At 41.8% G+C, this 19,234-nt stretch carries 17 protein-coding genes; 10 read left to right on the top strand and 7 right to left on the bottom strand.

What is annotated here, in order from left to right:
- Positions 1–118: 118 nt before the first annotated feature.
- Positions 119–1,789, bottom strand: coding sequence for an alpha-amylase family glycosyl hydrolase (locus AC1F2U_RS10660; protein WP_480261077.1), 1,671 nt, complete (start codon positions 1,787–1,789; stop codon positions 119–121).
- 423 nt (positions 1,790–2,212) lie between these two features.
- Positions 2,213–2,644: a nucleoside deaminase gene (locus AC1F2U_RS10655; protein WP_480261076.1), complete on the bottom strand. Its 432-nt coding sequence runs from the start codon at positions 2,642–2,644 to the stop codon at positions 2,213–2,215.
- 15 nt (positions 2,645–2,659) lie between these two features.
- Between AC1F2U_RS10655 and AC1F2U_RS10650 the strand changes: the two genes are divergently transcribed.
- The 5 genes from AC1F2U_RS10650 to AC1F2U_RS10630 all read left to right on the top strand — a co-directional run bounded on the left by AC1F2U_RS10650 (position 2,660) and on the right by AC1F2U_RS10630 (position 10,288).
- A complete protein-coding gene (locus AC1F2U_RS10650) occupies positions 2,660–3,583 on the top strand; it encodes a nucleoside hydrolase (RefSeq protein WP_480261075.1) in 924 nt (307 codons plus the stop codon).
- 113 nt (positions 3,584–3,696) lie between these two features.
- Entirely contained in the window at positions 3,697–5,154 is a 1,458-nt protein-coding gene (locus AC1F2U_RS10645) for a DUF3375 domain-containing protein (RefSeq protein ID WP_480261074.1), read from the top strand.
- An 11-nt stretch (positions 5,155–5,165) separates the two neighbouring features.
- Entirely contained in the window at positions 5,166–5,744 is a 579-nt protein-coding gene (locus AC1F2U_RS10640; RefSeq protein ID WP_480261073.1) for a DUF4194 domain-containing protein, read from the top strand.
- Positions 5,722–9,075 carry an ATP-binding protein gene (locus AC1F2U_RS10635; protein WP_480261072.1) on the top strand — a complete coding sequence of 1,118 codons (3,354 nt, stop codon included), beginning with the start codon at positions 5,722–5,724 and terminating at the stop codon, positions 9,073–9,075. The genes AC1F2U_RS10640 and AC1F2U_RS10635 overlap by 23 nt, the downstream gene beginning before the upstream one ends.
- A 7-nt stretch (positions 9,076–9,082) precedes the next feature.
- The gene (locus AC1F2U_RS10630; protein WP_480261071.1) at positions 9,083–10,288 is read left to right on the top strand and encodes a Wadjet anti-phage system protein JetD domain-containing protein; all 1,206 of its coding nucleotides are present in this window, start codon (positions 9,083–9,085) and stop codon (positions 10,286–10,288) included.
- A gap of 2 nt (positions 10,289–10,290) precedes the next feature.
- Here AC1F2U_RS10630 and AC1F2U_RS10625 read toward each other — a convergent pair whose 3' ends face one another.
- Entirely contained in the window at positions 10,291–10,842 is a 552-nt protein-coding gene (locus tag AC1F2U_RS10625; protein ID WP_480261070.1) for an NUDIX hydrolase, read from the bottom strand.
- A gap of 128 nt (positions 10,843–10,970) precedes the next feature.
- Here AC1F2U_RS10625 and AC1F2U_RS10620 point away from each other — a divergent pair, with 128 nt between their 5' ends.
- Together AC1F2U_RS10620 and AC1F2U_RS10615 are read left to right on the top strand one after the other, a co-directional pair.
- Complete coding sequence (locus AC1F2U_RS10620; RefSeq protein ID WP_480261069.1) at positions 10,971–12,023, top strand: dipeptide epimerase; 1,053 nt, start codon at positions 10,971–10,973, stop codon at positions 12,021–12,023.
- The gene (locus tag AC1F2U_RS10615; protein ID WP_480261068.1) at positions 12,007–13,053 is read left to right on the top strand and encodes an N-acetyltransferase DgcN family protein; all 1,047 of its coding nucleotides are present in this window, start codon (positions 12,007–12,009) and stop codon (positions 13,051–13,053) included. Before AC1F2U_RS10620 ends, AC1F2U_RS10615 begins: the two co-directional genes overlap by 17 nt.
- A gap of 180 nt (positions 13,054–13,233) precedes the next feature.
- Here the strand turns inward: AC1F2U_RS10615 and AC1F2U_RS10610 are convergent, their stop codons facing one another.
- On the bottom strand, positions 13,234–13,434 hold the full coding sequence (locus AC1F2U_RS10610) for a hypothetical protein (RefSeq protein WP_480261067.1): 201 nt from the start codon (positions 13,432–13,434) through the stop codon (positions 13,234–13,236).
- A 213-nt stretch (positions 13,435–13,647) separates the two neighbouring features.
- On the opposite strand from AC1F2U_RS10610, the gene mnmE reads away from it, so the two are divergent.
- Positions 13,648–15,042, top strand: coding sequence for a tRNA uridine-5-carboxymethylaminomethyl(34) synthesis GTPase MnmE (gene mnmE, locus AC1F2U_RS10605; protein WP_480261066.1), 1,395 nt, complete (start codon positions 13,648–13,650; stop codon positions 15,040–15,042).
- 59 nt (positions 15,043–15,101) lie between these two features.
- Positions 15,102–15,605 (top strand): GNAT family N-acetyltransferase, encoded by a 504-nt coding sequence (locus AC1F2U_RS10600; protein ID WP_480261065.1) that lies wholly within the window; start codon positions 15,102–15,104, stop codon positions 15,603–15,605.
- 80 nt (positions 15,606–15,685) lie between these two features.
- On the opposite strand, the gene AC1F2U_RS10595 is transcribed toward AC1F2U_RS10600, so the two are convergent.
- Positions 15,686–17,158: a DICT sensory domain-containing protein gene (locus AC1F2U_RS10595; RefSeq protein WP_480261064.1), complete on the bottom strand. Its 1,473-nt coding sequence runs from the start codon at positions 17,156–17,158 to the stop codon at positions 15,686–15,688.
- 18 nt (positions 17,159–17,176) lie between these two features.
- Here AC1F2U_RS10595 and AC1F2U_RS10590 point away from each other — a divergent pair, with 18 nt between their 5' ends.
- A complete protein-coding gene (locus tag AC1F2U_RS10590; RefSeq protein WP_480261063.1) occupies positions 17,177–17,401 on the top strand; it encodes a hypothetical protein in 225 nt (74 codons plus the stop codon).
- Here the strand turns inward: AC1F2U_RS10590 and AC1F2U_RS10585 are convergent.
- Positions 17,385–18,884 (bottom strand): UDP-N-acetylmuramoyl-L-alanyl-D-glutamate--2,6-diaminopimelate ligase, encoded by a 1,500-nt coding sequence (locus tag AC1F2U_RS10585; protein ID WP_480261062.1) that lies wholly within the window; start codon positions 18,882–18,884, stop codon positions 17,385–17,387. The two genes, AC1F2U_RS10590 and AC1F2U_RS10585, sit on opposite strands and share 17 nt — an antisense overlap.
- 53 nt (positions 18,885–18,937) lie before the next feature.
- Positions 18,938–19,219, bottom strand: a complete 282-nt coding sequence (locus AC1F2U_RS10580; RefSeq protein WP_480261061.1) for a glutaredoxin family protein — start codon at positions 19,217–19,219, stop codon at positions 18,938–18,940.
- Between the last annotated feature and the right edge of the window lie 15 nt (positions 19,220–19,234).

Raw genomic sequence — 19,234 nt, 5'->3', positions numbered from 1 at the left:
GCTCCCACAGCCACTCTTGTTACTCCGTTGCGAGGCAAGTAGTTTGTTTGGGGAGCGATCGCACTGCCTTGACAGACTACACATTGCTTGTAAATCTGCTGGACAACTAGTGAGATAATTACTGCAAAACAAATATCTTAGCTGTATAGCTTGGCAAGTCAGTCACGAAACCATCCTCTCTAGATTTCACTTCTTGATTACTAACCCAATCTCGCCAATACTCAGCAGTTGGGAAGTCTGAAATTTTATATTGATTTAGATTTTGGTCGGAGAAATTTACCACGACGACGACATGAGAATTCTGCTCATCCCAACGGGTGTAAGCCAGCACTTTCTCAGTTGCATTTTCGTAGAAAAATTTAATATTGTCACTTTGCAAAGCTGGATTTTGCTGGCGTAGAGCAATCAGCTTTTGATAATACTCAAATAAATCATGATTCTGGTCGCTTGCCAACAAAGACCAATTAATCTTGCGCGGCTTAGTCACATCTTCGCTTTTTTGCTGATACTCGCCAAACTCTTCTCCCATCCACAGCATTGGTATACCCATCGCTGTCATTAACACAGCAGCTGCTAATTTGGCTCGTTCAAATGCGGCTGCGTCAAAGATGCCGCAATTGCCTAATTCTCGTAATACACGTTCGCGATCGTGGGTTGCCAAATAATTAATTACATTGGTTGCGATCGCATAACCCTGCTGCTTGGGATCTAAAATCTGCTTGAGTTGTTCTAATTCAAATGATTTCCCACAAATATACGGAATTATAAAGTAGCGAAAACTCTCATGCCAACAAGCATCTAATGGCCCATCTGGCTTGACGACAGTTTTTGTATCGGGAATGTGTTCAGCAATGTTGTAAAACTGTTTGGGTGCAGCATGGTTTTTCGCTTCCTCAGTCAGCCAGTTGAGAAATTCAAAGTTAGCCAATTGCCGCACTGCATCAAAGCGAATTCCATCAATGTGATACTGTTGAATCCAAAACTTTACCACATCGCCGATGTATTCCCATGCAGGCTTAATATTTAAGTTTTCATCGTAATTATCATAGTTAAACTCTGGCCCCCAGTAGTTATCTGGGTCTTCAGGATAATGTTTGTGTTCGTAGTACCAGTAATTTCGGTCAATTAGTATTAATGGGCATTCTTCATCTGTATGGTTATAAATTCCATCCATAAAGACGCGGATGCCTCTACCATGACACTCGTCAATCAACCGCTTCAAATCTTCTGTTGAACCGTAACTAGATTCTGTAGCAAAGAAGTGGCGAACTTTATAGCCCCAGTTATAATCACCAGGGTACTCATTAACTGGCATTAATTCAATTGCATTAATTCCCAATTCGCAAAGATAATCTAACTTAGCGATTATCCCTAAATATTTGCCTCGCTCGTTAAAATCAACTTCATCACCAGTAAAATCGGCAACGTGTATTTCATATATTACTAATTTCCGGTTATCAGGCAACGGCATTTCATCGTTTTTCCAAATGTAAGTATCAACAATGCGTTGTCCATCTTGAATGCGTACTATGCCGTATTTTTCTGTTACATTAACATCTATCGCTTTAGGATCGATAATATCTATCCATTCATCAGGTGCAAAATTTGAACTTTTGGTTTGAATGCGAAATTTATATTGATAAACGCCGTCTTCCAGTTTGATTTTCGTGCGAAAATAACCATCTTCACCTTTTGACATTGGAATTTCTTTCCAATCTGAAAAAGACCCAATTAAAGCTGCTCCTTTGTTGCGAGGAGCAAATAATGTAAATTCAGTTAAATTTGCCATTTTCACAGTTTTCTAGTTTCTTCTGGGTACAGTCACTAAAATTATTGTGTAATCCAAAAGGATTTGCAGCTTCTTTCGTAAGTATTATCAATATTTTCCTAATGTGCTAGACTTCAACAAAATATTGCGATCGTTATGATTGTCGAAGTGCAATGACCATCTAAATCATAACTAATTATACGGACATGATATGATAGTTTTGCTCAATTGTCTCTGGGGTTTGTTTCTCAAATTTCATTCCATACCTTCTGGGATTAAATGTCTATTTAAAGATAGTAAACGCAGTGACTTTTCCTGGCATCACATTACTCTTTTTACTGGCTGATTTTAAAATACCTATCCTTTAAAGGTGGGTAGTAGGGAGCAGGGGAGGAGGGCGGGAGGGCGGCAGGGGAGCAGGAGAGGATAATTAATGACAAATGACTATTTACCAATATCTTCATTCCAAAGTTCGGGGTTAGTTTCAATAAACTCACTCATCATTTGTTCGCAATCGTCAAGATTCAGATCGATTACTTCCACACCGTGAGATACCATAAATTCTTTAGCACCAGGAAAAGTTCTGGATTCTCCGACGATGACTTTTTTTATCCCAAATTGCACCACTGCCCCAGCGCACAGATAACACGGCATTAAAGTTGAATAGAGTGTAGTACCCCTGTAGCTGCCAACTCTCCCAGCATTGCGGAGACAATCGATTTCGGCGTGGGTAACAGGATCGGCGTCTTGTACGCGTTTATTGTGTCCTCTGCCGAGAATTTTGCCATCCTTGACGAGAACCGAACCAATGGGAATTCCCCCTTCTTGTCTGCCTTGTTTTGCTTCTTGAATTGCGGCTTCCATAAACTCATCCATATTAATTCTCCTTTTATGACAAAACAACTTGTATTAATGGATCACGATGGCGGTGTAGATGATTATCTGGCAACTATGCTGCTGTTGACGATGGATCGTATTGAACTCCTTGGTGTTGTCGTCACTCCAGCAGATTGCTACGTTCAACCGGCTGTTAGCGCCACACGTAAAATTATAGATTTGATGGGATTTTCTCATATCTCGGTAGCAGAAAGCACTGTGCGCGGTATCAATCCATTTCCTACTCTCTATCGCCGTGATTCGTTTATCGTTGACCATCTCCCCATTCTCAATCAAAGCGAAACCATCACTACGCCTCTGGTTGCTGAAACAGGTCAAGATTTCATGATACAGGTGTTACGCGACGCATCAAGTCCCGTAACATTGATGGTAACTGGCCCTTTGACGACGGTAGCCGCAGCTTTAGACAAAGCACCAGACATTGAAGCCAAGATTCACAAGATTGTGTGGATGGGGGGTGCGCTAAATGTTGGTGGTAATGTGGAAAAAAGTCTGGAAGCAGGACAAGATGGTTCTGCCGAATGGAATGTTTATTGGGACGCAATTTCAGCAGCGCAGGTATGGCAAACCCAAATTGAAATTATTATGTGTCCTTTGGATTTAACAAACAATGTCCCAGTCACATCGGAGTTAGTATACAAAATGGGACGACAACGCCACTATCCCATCTCTGATTTAGCTGGACAATGTTATGCACTAGTTATCCCCCAAGATTATTATTTCTGGGATGTGTTGGCAACGGCTTATTTGGGACATCCAGAATTCTATCAATTGCGCGAATGGGAAACAGAAATTATTACTACTGGTCTTAGTCAGGGGCGGACTAAAGTAGTTTCTGGTGGGCGTAAAATTTATGCGATGGATAAGGTAGATAAAGAAGCTTTTTACGCTTACATCTTGCAGCAATGGGCAAGATGAAAAACTAAAAATTATAAATTAAACTTCAAAGTTAGCTGTGTTGAGAAATTACGACTATAGTTGTTTGCATTACCTTTTCTTAACTCTGCTTTCCTTCATGATTAAAAACTGCTATGGAATATGAACAAATTAAGTATGAATTAAAAAACTCTCCCACCCTGAAGCTTTTACGAACCCATAACGATAACAACACTGCTCTAATTCTGAGTTTTTTTTACAACCAGTTTAAGGTAACTCAGCGCATTTCTATTACTCAAGAAGTGTTAGAAAGTAAACTGGGGGACTATCTGGAGTTTCTGCAAGAAATTGATCCAAATTTTGCTCATCAATCGCCTAAAAAGTATCTCAGCCAATGGTGTGATGAACAGCTTTTGAGAAAAACGTTTAACAGCAGTGACGATCCAGTATTTACACTAACTCCGGCTGCTGAGAAAGCGATCGCGTGGTTAGAAGACCTGAAGCGGCGAGAAGAGTTTGTGGGAACTGAATCTCGCTTCTTGCAGATTTTCTCACTATTAAAGGAAATTCGCGATCGCAGTACAACGGATATCGAGACACGAATTACTCAACTGGAACAGGATCGCGATCGCATTCAACAAGAGATTGACCAGATTCGTCAGACAGGAGTGGTTGATCCCTACAATCCGACACAACTGCAAGAACGTTTTCTTCTGGCAAACCAAGTCACCAGCCAGTTAATTGCAGATTTTAGTGCAGTTGAGCAAAAATTTCGCAGTTTAACTCGTACCGTACAAGAAGCTCAACTTCAGCAAGATACTCGCAAAGGAACAGTAATCAGTCGAGTGCTGGACGCAGATCAGGAATTGAAAGATTCTGAGCAAGGGCGCAGTTTCTATGCATTCTGGAATTTCCTGATGTCAGACAGTAACCAAAAGGAGCTAAAATCTCTGATTCAAAAGATTTATACCCTAGAAGAATTGCAGCCATTAACTCAGGAGTATGGGCTACTGCGTCGGATTAAGCGCATTTTGATTGATAGAGGAGAATACATCGTGCAATCCAATCACCGACTGGCAGAAAAACTACGTCAGATGTTGGATGAACACAATCTCATGGAAAATCGACGTGTGGCTGAACTGATTACCGAAGTGCAACGCCTTGCTTTACAAGTTGCAACTCTTGCGCCAGCAGAGCCAGATTTTTGGATATTAGAAGGCGAACCAACCGTAAATCTGTTGATGGCACGTCCTTTGCATCCACTGGAGGAGTCAGAAATGCCGACATTCTCAATGGATTTCAGTGATTTACCAGAAGTCATGCTGGATGAGGAAATTACTGCACTTTATCAGCAGTTTTTTGTGGATGAGGAGACGTTGGTGCAACGCATTGAACGAACACTCGAACAGCGAACAGAAATATTGCTGACAGAACTACTCCAACTCTATCCAGTTACGCAGGGATTACCAGAGATTGTTGCGTATCTGGCGATCGCCACTCAATCCGATCGCCATTTAATTAATACCAGTATAATTGAAGCGATCGTGATTACCAGCCTGGAGCCAGAAAAGCAGATCCAGCTGACCTTACCACAAGTTATCTTTCACCGTTAACTGCCCAAACAATGCAACCTCAACCGCCTCTACCCTATGCACACGTCATTCTCAAACTTTTGCGGGGAGCTATTTACAGTGATGATTCACATTGGGAGCAATTGCAAAGTTATTTAACTCCAGTTAAAGAATATTTTGGCAAGATTGGTCTGCAAGTCCGACATTACGAAACTGAAGGATTTGCCTACCTGGAACAACCCGATCCTGACCCGGAAGACCAAACTGAAGCCCTTCCCCGGCTAACCGCCCGCCATAAGTTGAGCTTTAAAATCACCGTTTTATGCGTATTGCTGCGTGAACAACTGCGACAGTTCGATGCCAGCGACGCTACAGGGCGATTGGTTCTTAGTATAGAAAAAATCCGAGATTTGTTACAACCCTACCTACCTGAAGGGAATAATGAGGAAAGATTTCGGCGCGAGGTGGATGGACTGGTGAAGCAGGCGATGGAATTAGGATTTCTAAAAAGCCTGTCTGTACAAGATGAAAATTACGAAGTGCGTCCCATCCTCAAAGCCAAAGTTGATGCTGATACCCTCGAACTCCTGAAACAAAAGTTAGCGGCTTATGCAACTCGTCCTGCCGATTGAACAAATGGATGATTTCAATGACAAAGCGCTGGCAGGTTTTTGCCTCCAACGCTTTGAAGTGCTGAATTGGGGAACCTTTGACCAACGCCCTTGGGTACTGGATTTGCAGGGAAATATTGCCTTGCTGACTGGAGCAAACGGCTCAGGAAAATCCACGCTGGTGGATGGATTGCTGACATTACTTGTTGCAAATCAACGCCGGAATTATAACCAAGCTTCCAGTATGACTGGCAAAAAAGAGCGGCATGAGAAAAGCTATGTTCAGGGGGCTTACAGTCACACTCGTGATGAAGAATTCCATCGTTCAAAATCCAAAGTACTGCGAGACAAAGGAAAACCTTCGGTGTTACTTGCCTATTTTAGCGATCGCTTGAGCAAACAAGATGTGACGCTGGCACAAGTGCTATGGATGGAAGATGGCTCAGTGAAAAAGTTCTTTGTTGTTGCAGATGCCGAGTTAACAATCGCCTCCCATTTCACCCAATTTACTCGGATTGCAGACTTAAAGAAACAACTCAAAGCGCTGGGCGCAGAAACGTTTGATAAATTTGTGGACTATAGTCAGCAGTTTCGCAAACGCTTTGGTTTGGAATCTGAAAAAGCATTAGATTTGTTCAATCAAACAGTCAGTATCAAAGAGATTGGTGGATTGAATGATTTTGTTCGCAATCACATGTTAGAGAAAGCGGATGTGCTAACAAAAATCCGTGAGTTGCAAGAAAGTTATGAGAACTTAACTATTTCCCATACTGCAATTCAGAATGCACGAAAACAGTTAGAGGCACTTTTGCCACTGACAGCAGAAGCAGAAAAATATACAAAACTGAAAAAAGAAGTTGCAAAGTTTCAAGAATATAAAGACGTTGCCCCTGCCTTCTTTGCTCGTAAGAAGCTTGATTTGTTAACTCAAGAACTGCAAAAAATTGAACAAGATTTGACTCAGTTGCGACATCAACGAGTCGAAAGCGATCGTCGCTTATCAGAACTGCGCGATCAAGAGAAACAGTTATACTCCGCCATTGATAAAGATAGTGATGGGCAACGCTTACAGGAACTTACGCGGGAAATCAAGCAATGCCAGGATGAGGTGAACCGCAAACGCACTCAGGCACAGAATTACGATCGCTCCGCCCAACACCTGAACCTTACTCAGTACACTGATAGCACCACTTTCTTCGCTAATAGAACTCAAGGAGAGGAACTTAAGCGCGAAATTGATACAGCTTTACAAAAATTAGAAGCACAACGAGATCAACAAATTTTGCTTCGCAGTGATTTGCAAAAACAGCAGGCTAAACTCAACGATGAGCTAGAATCGCTTCGCAGTCGCAAGAGTCAGATTCCTAAAAGGAGTCTAGATATCCGCGATCGCCTTGCCCGTGACTTAAACTTAGATGATACCGATCTGCCATTTGTCGGAGAACTCTTGCAAATCCGCAAAGAAGCACAGGAATGGGAAGGTGCGATCGAGCGACTTCTCCATAGCTTTGGTTTATCTGTTCTTGTTCCTGAAGCACACTATCAAGCAGTCAATGCCTATGTGCATCAGACCGATTTGAAGGGACGTTTAGTTTACTATCGCGTTACTGCTTCAACTCCCAATCCAACACAACGCGACCTCAAACACCATCACGTTCCCTACAAGTTAGAAATCAAGCAAGATAATGGCAGATTCTCCCATGGGTTACGCGATGAGTTAGTGCGCCAGTTCAATTATGTTTGTTGCGATGAAAAACAGTTCCAGCATGAAATACGCGCCATTACTCGCACTGGGCTGATTAAACATGGCAAAGAACGCCACGAGAAAGATGACCGATCTCGGATTAGCGATCGCAGCCAGTACATTCTGGGTTGGAATAATGCCAGCAAAATCAACGCGCTAGAAATTGACTTAATTCAGTTTAATAAACAACTTACTCAGATTGAGAAAGAAATTCAATCGCTAGATAGTCAGCTTAAAAAGCGCCGTCAGCAAACATCCTCGCTAGAAAATTTCATGAGATTTACCGACTTCAGCGAAATTGATTGGCGATCGGTTGAACTTGATTGCCAGAACCTACAAAAACAAAAGCAGCAGCTAGAAGCCAGTTCTGACTATCTTAAGCAATTAGAAGCGCAACTTGAGTCAACCCAGGAAGAAATAGCCCAAGTCGAACAACGACGTACAGCTTTGATTGGAGAAATTCGGACTCTTGAAGATCGACACCGCCAAGGCCAAACTGAGCAAAAGGATTGTCAAATTAAACTTCAATCTGTTGCTGCTTCAGACATTGATGAATTTGCGACGCGTATGGCAGTAAAACTTAGACAGTACACTATGACACTAGAAGCGATCGCTCAAGATGAGTTAGACTTGCGAGAATATCTTGAGCAACAACTTCGCCAAAGAGAGCAACAACAGAATGACTCGCGTAGCGCTTTGCAGATGCGAATGCTCAACTTCAAGAATGCTTTTCCTGAAATAACAGTAGAACTTGCAACAACGCTTGATTTTTTAGACGAATATCTGAAGCTAAAAAATCAAATTGAGCATGATGATTTACCTCGTCACGAAGAACGGTTTAAGCGTTTGATGACTAGCAAAGTTGTCGAAGCAATTGTAGGATTTAAGGGGCAATTGGATAAAAAAGAAGAAGAAATACAGGAAAATATTGATGATTTAAATAAATCTTTACTACAAGTTGATTATACAAAAGATACCTACATTGAGTTGTGTTATGAACCAAGCCATAATCAGGAAATTAAAGATTTTAAGGAAGATTTAAAAATTTGCTTGGGTGATTATATTCAGCAAAGTCCTGAAGACAACGAGCAACGTTTTCACAATATTCAAACTCGCCTCATTGAAAGGTTCAAATCACAGGATCAGCGTTGGACAAACTTAGTAACAGATGTCCGAAATTGGCTGGATTTTTCAGTGAGTGAACGCTATCGTTCAGACAATATCGAAAAAGAACATCATACCGACTCATCTGGTAAATCTGGTGGGCAGAAAGTTAAATTAGCATACACTATTTTGGCATCATCCATCGCTTATCAGTTTGGTTTAAATCAAGACGCTGCAAAAAATAAATCCTTCCGGTTTGTCGTCATTGACGAAGCATTTAGTAAATCAGATGATAAAAATGCTCGGTATGCGATGGAATTATTTAAGAACTTAAACTTACAGTTATTAGTAGTTACTCCTCTGGATAAAATTCATGTAGTTGAACCCTATATATCTAGTTTCCATTTCATACATAATAACTCCGAAGGTAGCTATTCTGGTATTGTTTCGGGAACTGGTATAGAAGAAGTTAGAGAAAAGGTAAAAGGATCATTGAGAACCTGAAATATTTATGATTACTCCTTCTGAAATCCTGCAAAAAGCTCAACGACTTTATCCCTCCTTTCTCAGTTCTGTTATTAGAGGGGAGAAATTTTTTCCCATCGATAATTTCCCAATTGGTTCTCGCCCTAAAGATTATCTCGCTTCAGGAAAAGCTGTTACTGTGTTAATCAGCAAGTCCAAACAGAGTTTAGGTTATGGCTACACACTTGAACTGAAGACTAGTAAGACTCATAAGTTTGGACAGCAGTCTTTGCCTGAACGCATTAGTATAGACACAGAACAGGACTACTTAAAACTGCTAAAAAAAGAGAAAGAATTCTTAAAATTCAAGGTAGATATAGAATTAATTCGCTCAGAAGTTCCTGAACTGAATTACTGGCTTGATCGCAACCCTCTAAAAGTGATTGAATATAGCGATCGCTGGAGTGATTTGCTAAAGGTTTGTCGATACTTTCAATGCAATCCAAAACCTTATCTTTATATTCGAGAATTGCCTATTCAGATTCACACTAAATTTATCGAACAGAATAAGGGTATCCTTAGCAATCTTTTAGAAGCTATCCTACCTCCTGAACTGCTTTCGTCAGTAGAAAGGGAGAAAGAATATACTTTTGAAAAGCGATTTTCTCTCAGGTATCGTGAGCCTCTCATCCGATTCATAATTTTAGATCGAGCATTAAAAGCTAAGTATGACTTTCCGCTTTCTGACATAAGTACCCCTATTTCCGAGTTTAGACAACTTAATTTCAAGGCGCATCGCTTCTTTATTGCTGAAAATTTGATGAATTTTCTAACCCTACCTGCTTTAGAAAATAGCTTTGCGCTATTTGGTAGCGGATACGCTATTCAAATATTGAAATCGGTAAACTGGCTGGCCAATTGTCCTATCTTCTACTGGGGTGACTTGGATACTGATGGATTTAAGATACTGTCTCAACTCCGCTCTTATTTTCCTCAAACTATTTCCATAATGATGGATGTAAAAACGTTTGAAACTTTCAAAGAATTTGCTGTTACTGTTACAGAATCTACTGCCGAAAATTTACTTTATCTGACTCCTGAAGAACAAGATTTATATTCCTATCTCTGTATTCACAATAAACGCTTAGAGCAAGAACGCATTAGTCAAGATTACGCCTATAAATACATACAGAGTTCGTGCGTTAGTATACCTGACTTAAGCAATGAGCAAAATACTAAAAATCTACATTGATATTAACAACTGATAAACTTTAAACCTAAAAATATAACCGCAATAGTTCCTGCCACAGAAATTTCACCTTGGGCGATTTTATCTAAAACTGATTCTACAGGAATTAATACAACTTCAATTTCTTCGGTAATATCTAGTTCTTGCTCTCCAACTTTGCTCACATTCTCTGCTAAAAATAAATGTATTTTATTGGTATCTTTACTCGGCTTATCGTATAAAGTTCCGATTTTTCTAAATTCTTGGGGAATATAACCAGTCTCTTCTCTGAGTTCTCTAATTGCAGCTACTTCGGCACTCTCTTTTGTGGGATCGAAATTACCTGCCGGTAGTTCTAAGAAAAATTCACCTACAGCGTGTCTATATTGCCGGACAAAAATAATTTCTCTATTACTAGTGATAGGTAAAATCATTGCAACGTCAGGCTTAATACTGACAAAATAATCATCTATAATTTTACCATTTGGTAATTCTATTTCATCTTGCCTCACCTGACACCAAGGATTATCTAAAACCATTTTTGATTTCAAAATCTTCCATTTTTTTAAGTTGTTCATAAATAAAAATAATGTATAAAAACTTTAGTCATTAATCAATGAATGTAAAAAAGTATAACAGATGCATCCGATAATCTAAATTTTGAACTTACACTGGCTTTTGCAATAACATAATATGTAAAAGAAGTATGCAAATAAATGTAAATTTATTTACAGTAAACAAAAGATTTCCGTTGACCATTAGTCGAGGCACGACGGCACAAACTACGAATGTGTGGGTGAAAATTTTATATGATGATATCGAAGGCTGGGGGGAAGCATCGCCATTTGGTGTAGGTAATCATCGGCAATCAACTGATGCAATCAAAGATGCCCTACAGCAAGTTGTGCCACTGTTGCAAACATTCAGCCCCTTACAACGTCAGGAAATTGAGCAAGTTTTAATACAAAACCAGGTTCCTTCTGCTGCAAGAGCAGCCTTGGATATAGCAATGCATGACTGGTTGGGTAAGCGCGTAGGTTTACCCTTGTGGCAAATTTGGGGACTCGATCGCAATCAAATAGTCCCGACTTCAGTCACAATTGGGATTAATTCGCCGGAAGCTGCCAGGGCGAGAGCGCGAGACTGGTTAAAGTTTACAGATGTCCGTCTTTTCAAGGTGAAGCTAGGTAGCCCAGATGGCATAGATGCAGATCAAAAAATGCTCTTAGCGGTGCGAGAAGAAGCACCTGAACTAGAATTTTTCGTTGATGCCAACGGCGGTTGGAGTTTAGAAGATGCGATCGCCATGTGCAATTGGCTGGCTGATTTAGGTATAAAGTATGTAGAACAGCCATTGCCACGGGGAGAAGAAAAAAGTTTAGCAAAACTCAAAGAACACTCTCCCCTGCCTATCTTTGTCGATGAAAGTTGTTTCATCAGCGCTGATATTCCCGATTTGGCAAATTACGTGGATGGCATTAATATCAAACTAATGAAATCAGGGGGGCTAACAGAGGCAATGCGAATGGTACATACAGCACGAGCATATCGGTTGCAAATAATGTTCGGTTGCTATTCTGACAGTTCGCTAGCTAATACAGCAGCATTACAGCTAGCGCCACTAGCTGATTATTTAGATTTAGACAGTCACCTAAACTTAATTGATGATCCCTTTACAGGTGCATTAGTGCAAGAGGGGAAAATTTTACCAAACGATTTACCTGGCTTGGGGGTACAACACAGTGCGTCTGCCGCTTAATCAACGAGTAGCTATTTTACTGCATGAAGGAATTATCGGGCCTAATGGCAAAACAGGGCTAGCAATTTTACGTTACAGTGAAGCCCCAATAGTTGCAGTCATCGATCGCGAGACTGCTGGTAAATCACTGCCGGAATTAACAGGTATCAAGCGATATGTGCCAATTATGGCATCTATAGCCGCCGCGCTGGAGTATCAACCTGAAGTCTTAGTTATTGGCATCGCTCCAGGAGGTGGTGCTTTACCAAGTGATTTATGGGATGAAATCAAAGATGCTCTCAAAGCTGGAATGTCGCTGATAAATGGTTTGCACACACCATTAGCAACTATTCCAGAGTTAAATGAACTGCTCAAACCAGGGCAATTAATTTGGGATGTGCGGAAAGAGCCACCTAATTTAAATGTTGGTACTGCGATCGCAAGCACCCTCCCCTGTCGGCGAGTATTGACAGTGGGAACTGACATGGCGATCGGAAAAATGTCAACTAGCCTAGAACTGCATAGAGCGTCACAACTGCGGGGTTTGCGTTCTAAATTTCTCGCTACAGGTCAAACTGGTGTGATGTTAGAAGGCGATGGTGTGGCATTAGATGCAGTGCGGGTAGACTTTGCAGCTGGTGCTGTAGAACAAATAGTTATGCGCTATGGCAAAAATTACGACATCTTACACATTGAAGGACAAGGCTCACTGTTAAACCCTGCTTCAACAGCAACCTTACCCTTAATCCGTGGTTCGCAACCAACCCAACTAGTGTTGGTACATCGAGCAGGACAAACCCATAACCGCAACAATCCCCATGTACCAATTCCGCCTTTACCAGAAGTGATTAAGCTTTATGAAACTGTCGCTAGTGCTGGTGGCGCTTTTGGATTTGCCCCTGTGGTGGGTATAGCTCTGAACACAGCTCATTTAGATCGGTCTGCGGCTCAGGAAAGCATTGCTCAAACAATAGCAGAAACTGGGCTACCTTGCACTGATGTAGTCCGCTTTGATGCCAATGTGCTTTTGGATGCGGTGATGAATAATTAGGTGCTAAAGAATGCTTTAACCCTATACTCCTGAAGGAGAAATAGTTCTGATACCAGAACAAGTGACACAACAGGACAAGGAACACAGCGATCGCTTGGCAGCAAAACTGCGAGAATTAAATATAGATCCAGATACTATTTAACTTCCACGCTGTCTTGCTTGTGCCTGTTGGCTCAAATGCTATGGATCTTCAGGAAAAACCCATTTTGGCGGTTCTGCCATTTTTTTCCGCAGACGTTCTTGTGCCAACTCCAGCATTTTGTCTAAGGGAGTCTCCTCAATAAATTTTGCGGCTGACTCTCTAAACTCGGTATTGGGGCATTTATCCCCTAAAACACACCCATTAACACAGGCTACAGCGCAGTTAATCTTTTGCTCCACAGTACATTCCTCTCTCTAAAAGTTATGAGTTATAAGTTGTGAGTCATGATTTTTATCTCTAACTCTTCACTCTTAACTCTTTACTATCAGGTATGACCTACAGGTAAATTTTACCTTGCCAGTTGGTATCTCATTAGTCTAAATACTCACTATTTAGAAACTTATGAGTTATAAGTTATGATTTTTACTCCTCACTCTTAATAAAGGGCGCTCATGTCAGAACTGTTTGCTACTACTGGAACTATAGCCGCGATCGCCACTGCTGTTGTCCCCCAACAGGGTAGTGTTGGCATTGTGCGGGTGTCCGGTTCTCAAGCAATGGCAATCGCCCAAAGTCTATTTCATGCACCAGGGCGACAAGTTTGGGAAAGTCACCGGATTCTCTACGGTTACATTCGCCATCCCCAGACGCAACAAATAGTGGATGAAGCTCTGTTGTTGATTATGAAAGCACCCCGTTCTTACACCCGTGAAGATGTTGTAGAATTCCATTGCCACGGGGGAATTATGGCAGTGCAGCAGGTGTTGCAACTGTGTTTGGAAAATGGCGCTAGACTAGCGCAACCGGGAGAATTTACTCTCCGCGCCTTTTTGAATGGACGATTAGATTTAACTCAAGCCGAAGGTATTGCTGATTTAGTGGGAGCTAAATCGCCCCAAGCGGCTCAAAGTGCCTTAGCTGGTTTACAAGGAAAATTAGCTCATCCGATTCGGCAGTTACGCGCTAACTGTTTGGATATCTTGGCAGAAATTGAAGCTCGGATTGATTTTGAGGAAGACCTTCCGCCGTTGGATGATAAAGCGATTGTATCAGCAATCGATAAAATTGCCGCAGAAATAACTAAGTTATTGGAAACCAAAGATAAAGGTGAGTTGCTGCGCACTGGTTTAAAAGTGGCAATTGTCGGGCGTCCAAATGTGGGTAAGTCGAGTTTATTGAACGCTTGGAGTCGGAGCGATCGCGCCATTGTGACTGATTTACCTGGTACAACCCGCGATGTTGTCGAATCTCAGTTAGTTGTCGGAGGAATTCCCATACAAGTGCTAGATACAGCGGGAATTCGGGAAACAACAGACCAAGTGGAAAAAATTGGCGTCGAGCGATCGCGTCGTGCTGCCAATGCAGCTGATTTAGTCTTGCTTACCATCGATGCTTCCGCAGGTTGGACAGAAGGCGATGAAGAAATTTATGAAAAAGTACAACACCGTCCGTTGATTATAGTGATTAACAAAATCGATTTAGTGGAAGAAAGCAAAAGAACAACTCTTCAATCCCAAATCCAAAATCCAAAATCTAAAATTGTCACAGCCGCAGCCCAAAATCAAGGGATTGATGCTTTAGAAACAGCAATTTTAGAGATAGTTCAATCTGGAAAAGTGCAAGCTGCTGATATGGATTTGGCTATTAATCAGAGGCAGGCAGCAGCCTTAACTCAAGCTAAAATGTCTTTGGAACAGGTGCAAGCAACAATTGTTCATCAGTTACCTCTTGATTTTTGGACAATTGACTTACGAGGTGCAATTCAAGCTTTAGGAGAAATTACTGGAGAGGAAGTAACAGAATCCGTTTTAGAGAGGATTTTTAGCAGGTTTTGTATTGGAAAATAAACTATAAAATTTTTTTTGAATTTTACTGTTGTTTTACTCAAACTACGATTGATAACTAAATGTACATCTCAATTCGTCAAGCAACCATACAAGATACGGCGATCGTTTCGGATGTGCTATTAGAAGCAGCTTTCTGGCTCCAGCAGAGTGGTAGGCCTCTGTGGCATGAGAGTGAGGTTTCGCGAGAAAGTATCTCTAAAGATGTTGCTAACGGCTTGTTTTTTATTGCTGAGTGGGCAGGTGAACCAGCTGGTACAATCAAGTTTCAACTAGAAGATTTACTTTTCTGGCCCGACATTTCTCAGGAAGAGTCAGCATTTGTACATCGTCTTGCAGTTCGACGGCATTACTCTGGCGGTAAAATCTTTTCAGCACTTCTAGCTTGGGCTGTTGAACAAGCACAAACACTTGGTAGACATTATATTGCGATGCTTCACGTCCGCGCCTTAGAGCAGTATATGAACGTTTTGGTTTCCGTCATCACAGTGACAAACAAGTTGGTGCTTATTTTGTCTCTCGCTACGAATATAAAATATCTCCACAAGCTATCTTCTGATTTTTGAACCCATGCAATAGGAGTTATAAGTTATGAGTGATGAGTTATGAATTATGAATTTTTAACTCATCACTTATAACTCATAACTCATAACTCATTTTCTGTAGCGATCGCTCTTGGGATATTACCAGCAGTTGCCAGTTGTACTGTAAAGGTAGAACCTTCAGATAATTTACTTTTTACAGAAATAGATCCACCACAGCGCAGCAGCAATTGCTGTATTATCGTTAACCCTAACCCAGCACCACCATAATCTTCGGTTGCTGCTGTACGCACGCGATAAAAGCGATCGAAGATTTTGGGAATTTCGTTTTCGGCAATACCGATACCTGTGTCGCGGAATTCTAATTGGACATAATCGCCTTGATTACGGGCGCGCACCCATACTTGACCTCCATTAGGAGTAAACTTAAGACTGTTGTGCAACAGATTAATCACAATTTGCCTGAGCTTACCAGTCACGCACCAAACAGATGGGAGTTCAGTCGGTACGGTGTAGGCTAGCATAATTCCTTTTTCTTGGGCTACAGGTTGGTAGGTACTAACTACTCCAGGTACTATATCTGAGAGACGCACCAACTCCAAAGTCGTCCCGTCCAAATTCTGTTCTAGCTGCACTAGTTCCAAGAAACCAGTAATCAGGGAGTTTTGCTGATCGCACTGGGTATTTAACATCTGTAAATAACGTTGTCGTTGCGGGGGTTTAAGATTAGGGGAATTTAATAATGAAAGTGCTGTTTTCATGTGCGTCAAGGGTATACGTAGTTCCTGACAGACATTTTTCAGGTATTCATCTTTGAGTTGCTCTTTGTTGTGCAGTTCTTGATTTTGCTGCTCCAACTTATTAGTGCGTACTGTGATGATTTGACGATTAATTTCATCTTGTCGGAGGAGTTGTTTTGCCAACAGTTGATTCATGAGTGCGCCTTGGGGCACGGTTGGACAAATAAAACTAGCAGGTAAAATTGAGGATGATTCTGGTACAATTGCTTGTTGGATACTATTTAATACTTGCTGAATTACTCTCCCCTCAACAGTAGTTATAATCAGCAACGGCTGGTTTTTATTAGTATTTACCTTCCCCAATGTCTTATTTTTACGTTTTTTAAGTGGTCGATGAGCCAAAATTAAACTGCAAAACTGTGGCGATAACACCATCAGAAAGTTTTCCCGTCGCATTTGGCTATCTGGTGGTAGGTGAACGGGGACATAATGAGATGATGAAGATGAGGGAGATGAGGAGATATTTAATCTTCCCTCTCCCTTATCTTCCTCTGCTTCCCCTGCTTCCCCTTTCATACTCTCGTCAATCTGGCAAGTATAAATGAGACTAGACGCACCTACCGAGGATTGATAACGCGCTAATTCTGATTGCCAAATTTTATCTGGTGGTAGCTTCACCCATAGAGTGGCTGCAATTTGCTGCTCAATGAGTAAGTCAATTTGCGCTCTCACCAGCGATAGCAGAGTAGCAGGACTGAGGGACAATGGTTTCGGAGGCGCTTGCACTCCCATAACCAGTTGATAAACAGACAGATCCTTAGCCAGAGAAACATTCATGAGTCAAGCACAACTTGGATGAAGCAAGAAATAATTCTGTCTTCGATTTTCACCTTTATGTGTGCATTTTTTACAAAATCACCACGGAAAGAAACATTAACTATAAAAAACTCTACCCACGAGGGAGCAGGGGGGCAGGGGAGCAGGGGAGCAGGGGAGCGGGGAGAAGTTGCAGTAAGTCTTTCCCCTCCGCCCCTCTGCCCCTCTGCCTCTTCCAATGCCCAAATTAAGCTTGTACGTTAAGTCTTTGCTGTAAAGCGTCGCGGGCGTGTTCTCGGTCGTCAAAATGGATTTTTTCGGTACCGAGAATTTGGTAGTCTTCGTGACCTTTACCAGCAAGCAGCACTCCATCACCGGGTTGTGCTTGTAAAATAGCGGTACGAATTGCGATCGCCCGATCGCAAATTACTGTTGGCTGCACTGTGTCAGCTATTCCCGCCAAAATATCTTGCAAAATCCTTTCTGGATCTTCAGTTCGGGGATTATCTGATGTCACCACAGCCACATCAGCTAACTCAGCAGCGATTTTACCCATTTTTGGGCGCTTAGTGCGATCGCGATCGCCTCCACAACCAAATACACAAATCACTTTGCCAGGTATAAACGGACGCGCAGCTTTCAATAAATTTTCCAAGCTATCGGGCGTGTGGGCATAATCCACAATCACGCTAATATCTTGCTCAGTACTAATCTGTACCCGTTCCATCCGTCCAGGAACTCCGGGAAACTCAGGTATCACAGCTGCCACTAACTGCAAATCTAGCCCTAAGTGTAAAACTGCTCCGACGGCTGCGAGAAGATTTTCTAAATTATATTGTCCAACTAGGGGCGATCGAAAAGCTACATCACCTTTTGGTGTATGTAATGTCCCACTAACACCATTTGGCTGGTAACTTAAATCGCTCATCCATAAATCAGCGCTATTGTCGTTGACGCTGTAACTCCAAACTCGTTCGGAATCTAACGACGCAATTAACCGTTTCCCGTAAGAATCATCAGCATTAATTATTGCCCGTCCCTTGAGATAATTAGGACTAAATAACAACGCTTTGGCGGCAAAGTAATCTTCCATATCGCTGTGATAGTCGAGATGGTCTTGAGTAAGATTACTAAATACCGCCACCTCAAATTCACAACCCAACACTCTACCTTGGGCCAAAGCGTGAGAACTGACTTCCATCACCCCGAACTCACTACCAGCATTTACAGCCTCTGCTAGCTGCTGTTGCAGTTCTACTGCAAAGGGCGTAGTGTGGGCAGCAGTTTGCTCGAAACCTGCCCAACGAGTGTAAAGAGTTCCCATCAAAGCTGTAGCTAAATTAGCTTTGTTGAGTAGAAATTCAATTAGATGAGTTGTTGTAGTTTTACCATTTGTACCAGTCACGCCTACCAACTTGAGTTTTCGCCCTGGATAACCGTAAAAAGCACTGGCTATCTGCGCACAAGCTTGAGTGATGTTACTTGCACTAATGACCACAGCCTGATTTGTGGGAGGATTTTTTTGTGCAGCTTCGGGAGAAACGATCGCAGCTACAGCCCCCGATGCGATCGCACTTTGCCAAAATTCCCCACCATCAACCCGCGTTCCTGGCATCCCAATAAACAAATCTCCCACACGACAAGCATGAGAATTCGTCTTTAAACCCCTAACTTCCACATCTTCCATTGGATAACTAGGCAATTGCTCAACACTGTCCACCGCTGTTAGTAATTCCCGCAATTTCATTTTGTGAACCTCGTCACATTCTTGATCTTGCGCTTATTCTGCATTATTTTTTTCTAATTGGCTAAATATTTACGCAACATTTGCTCCAACTGCTGCACACTAGCACGAGGAGAAGGACGCGGCAATGGTTTCTCACTTCCCTCCGCGTCCTCTGCGCCTTGGCGGTTCGATAAATAAAGCACCGGCACCTCATACTGATACGCCGCAAACCAATCTTCACGAGTCGTAATATCCCTAACTTCCAACTCGAAACTGAGATTTTGGATTTGTTCTAGCTTTTCTTGCAAGCCTTCACATAAATGACAGCCGGGTTTACTGTATAAAATTAATTGCATTCTTGATTTGAGTTG

It is taken from the genome of Nostoc sp. LEGE 12454 (assembly GCF_056620565.1).
The sequence above is the reverse complement of the archived record's forward strand: the minus strand, read 5'-3'. Positions and strand labels throughout refer to the sequence as shown.

Bases quoted from the DNA above. Each gene is read 5' to 3' on its own strand.
- AC1F2U_RS10660 (WP_480261077.1), bottom strand. From the start codon at position 1,789: ATGGCAAATTTAACTGAATTTACATTATTTGCTCCTCGCAACAAAGGA.
- AC1F2U_RS10655 (WP_480261076.1), bottom strand. From the start codon at position 2,644: ATGGATGAGTTTATGGAAGCCGCAATTCAAGAAGCAAAACAAGGCAGA.
- AC1F2U_RS10650 (WP_480261075.1), top strand. From the start codon at position 2,660: ATGACAAAACAACTTGTATTAATGGATCACGATGGCGGTGTAGATGAT.
- AC1F2U_RS10645 (WP_480261074.1), top strand. From the start codon at position 3,697: ATGGAATATGAACAAATTAAGTATGAATTAAAAAACTCTCCCACCCTG.
- AC1F2U_RS10640 (WP_480261073.1), top strand. From the start codon at position 5,166: ATGCAACCTCAACCGCCTCTACCCTATGCACACGTCATTCTCAAACTT.
- AC1F2U_RS10635 (WP_480261072.1), top strand. From the start codon at position 5,722: ATGCAACTCGTCCTGCCGATTGAACAAATGGATGATTTCAATGACAAA.
- AC1F2U_RS10630 (WP_480261071.1), top strand. From the start codon at position 9,083: ATGATTACTCCTTCTGAAATCCTGCAAAAAGCTCAACGACTTTATCCC.
- AC1F2U_RS10625 (WP_480261070.1), bottom strand. From the start codon at position 10,842: ATGAACAACTTAAAAAAATGGAAGATTTTGAAATCAAAAATGGTTTTA.
- AC1F2U_RS10620 (WP_480261069.1), top strand. From the start codon at position 10,971: ATGCAAATAAATGTAAATTTATTTACAGTAAACAAAAGATTTCCGTTG.
- mnmE (WP_480261066.1), top strand. From the start codon at position 13,648: ATGTCAGAACTGTTTGCTACTACTGGAACTATAGCCGCGATCGCCACT.
- AC1F2U_RS10600 (WP_480261065.1), top strand. From the start codon at position 15,102: ATGTACATCTCAATTCGTCAAGCAACCATACAAGATACGGCGATCGTT.
- AC1F2U_RS10595 (WP_480261064.1), bottom strand. From the start codon at position 17,158: ATGAATGTTTCTCTGGCTAAGGATCTGTCTGTTTATCAACTGGTTATG.
- AC1F2U_RS10590 (WP_480261063.1), top strand. From the start codon at position 17,177: ATGAAGCAAGAAATAATTCTGTCTTCGATTTTCACCTTTATGTGTGCA.
- AC1F2U_RS10585 (WP_480261062.1), bottom strand. From the start codon at position 18,884: ATGAAATTGCGGGAATTACTAACAGCGGTGGACAGTGTTGAGCAATTG.
- AC1F2U_RS10580 (WP_480261061.1), bottom strand. From the start codon at position 19,219: ATGCAATTAATTTTATACAGTAAACCCGGCTGTCATTTATGTGAAGGC.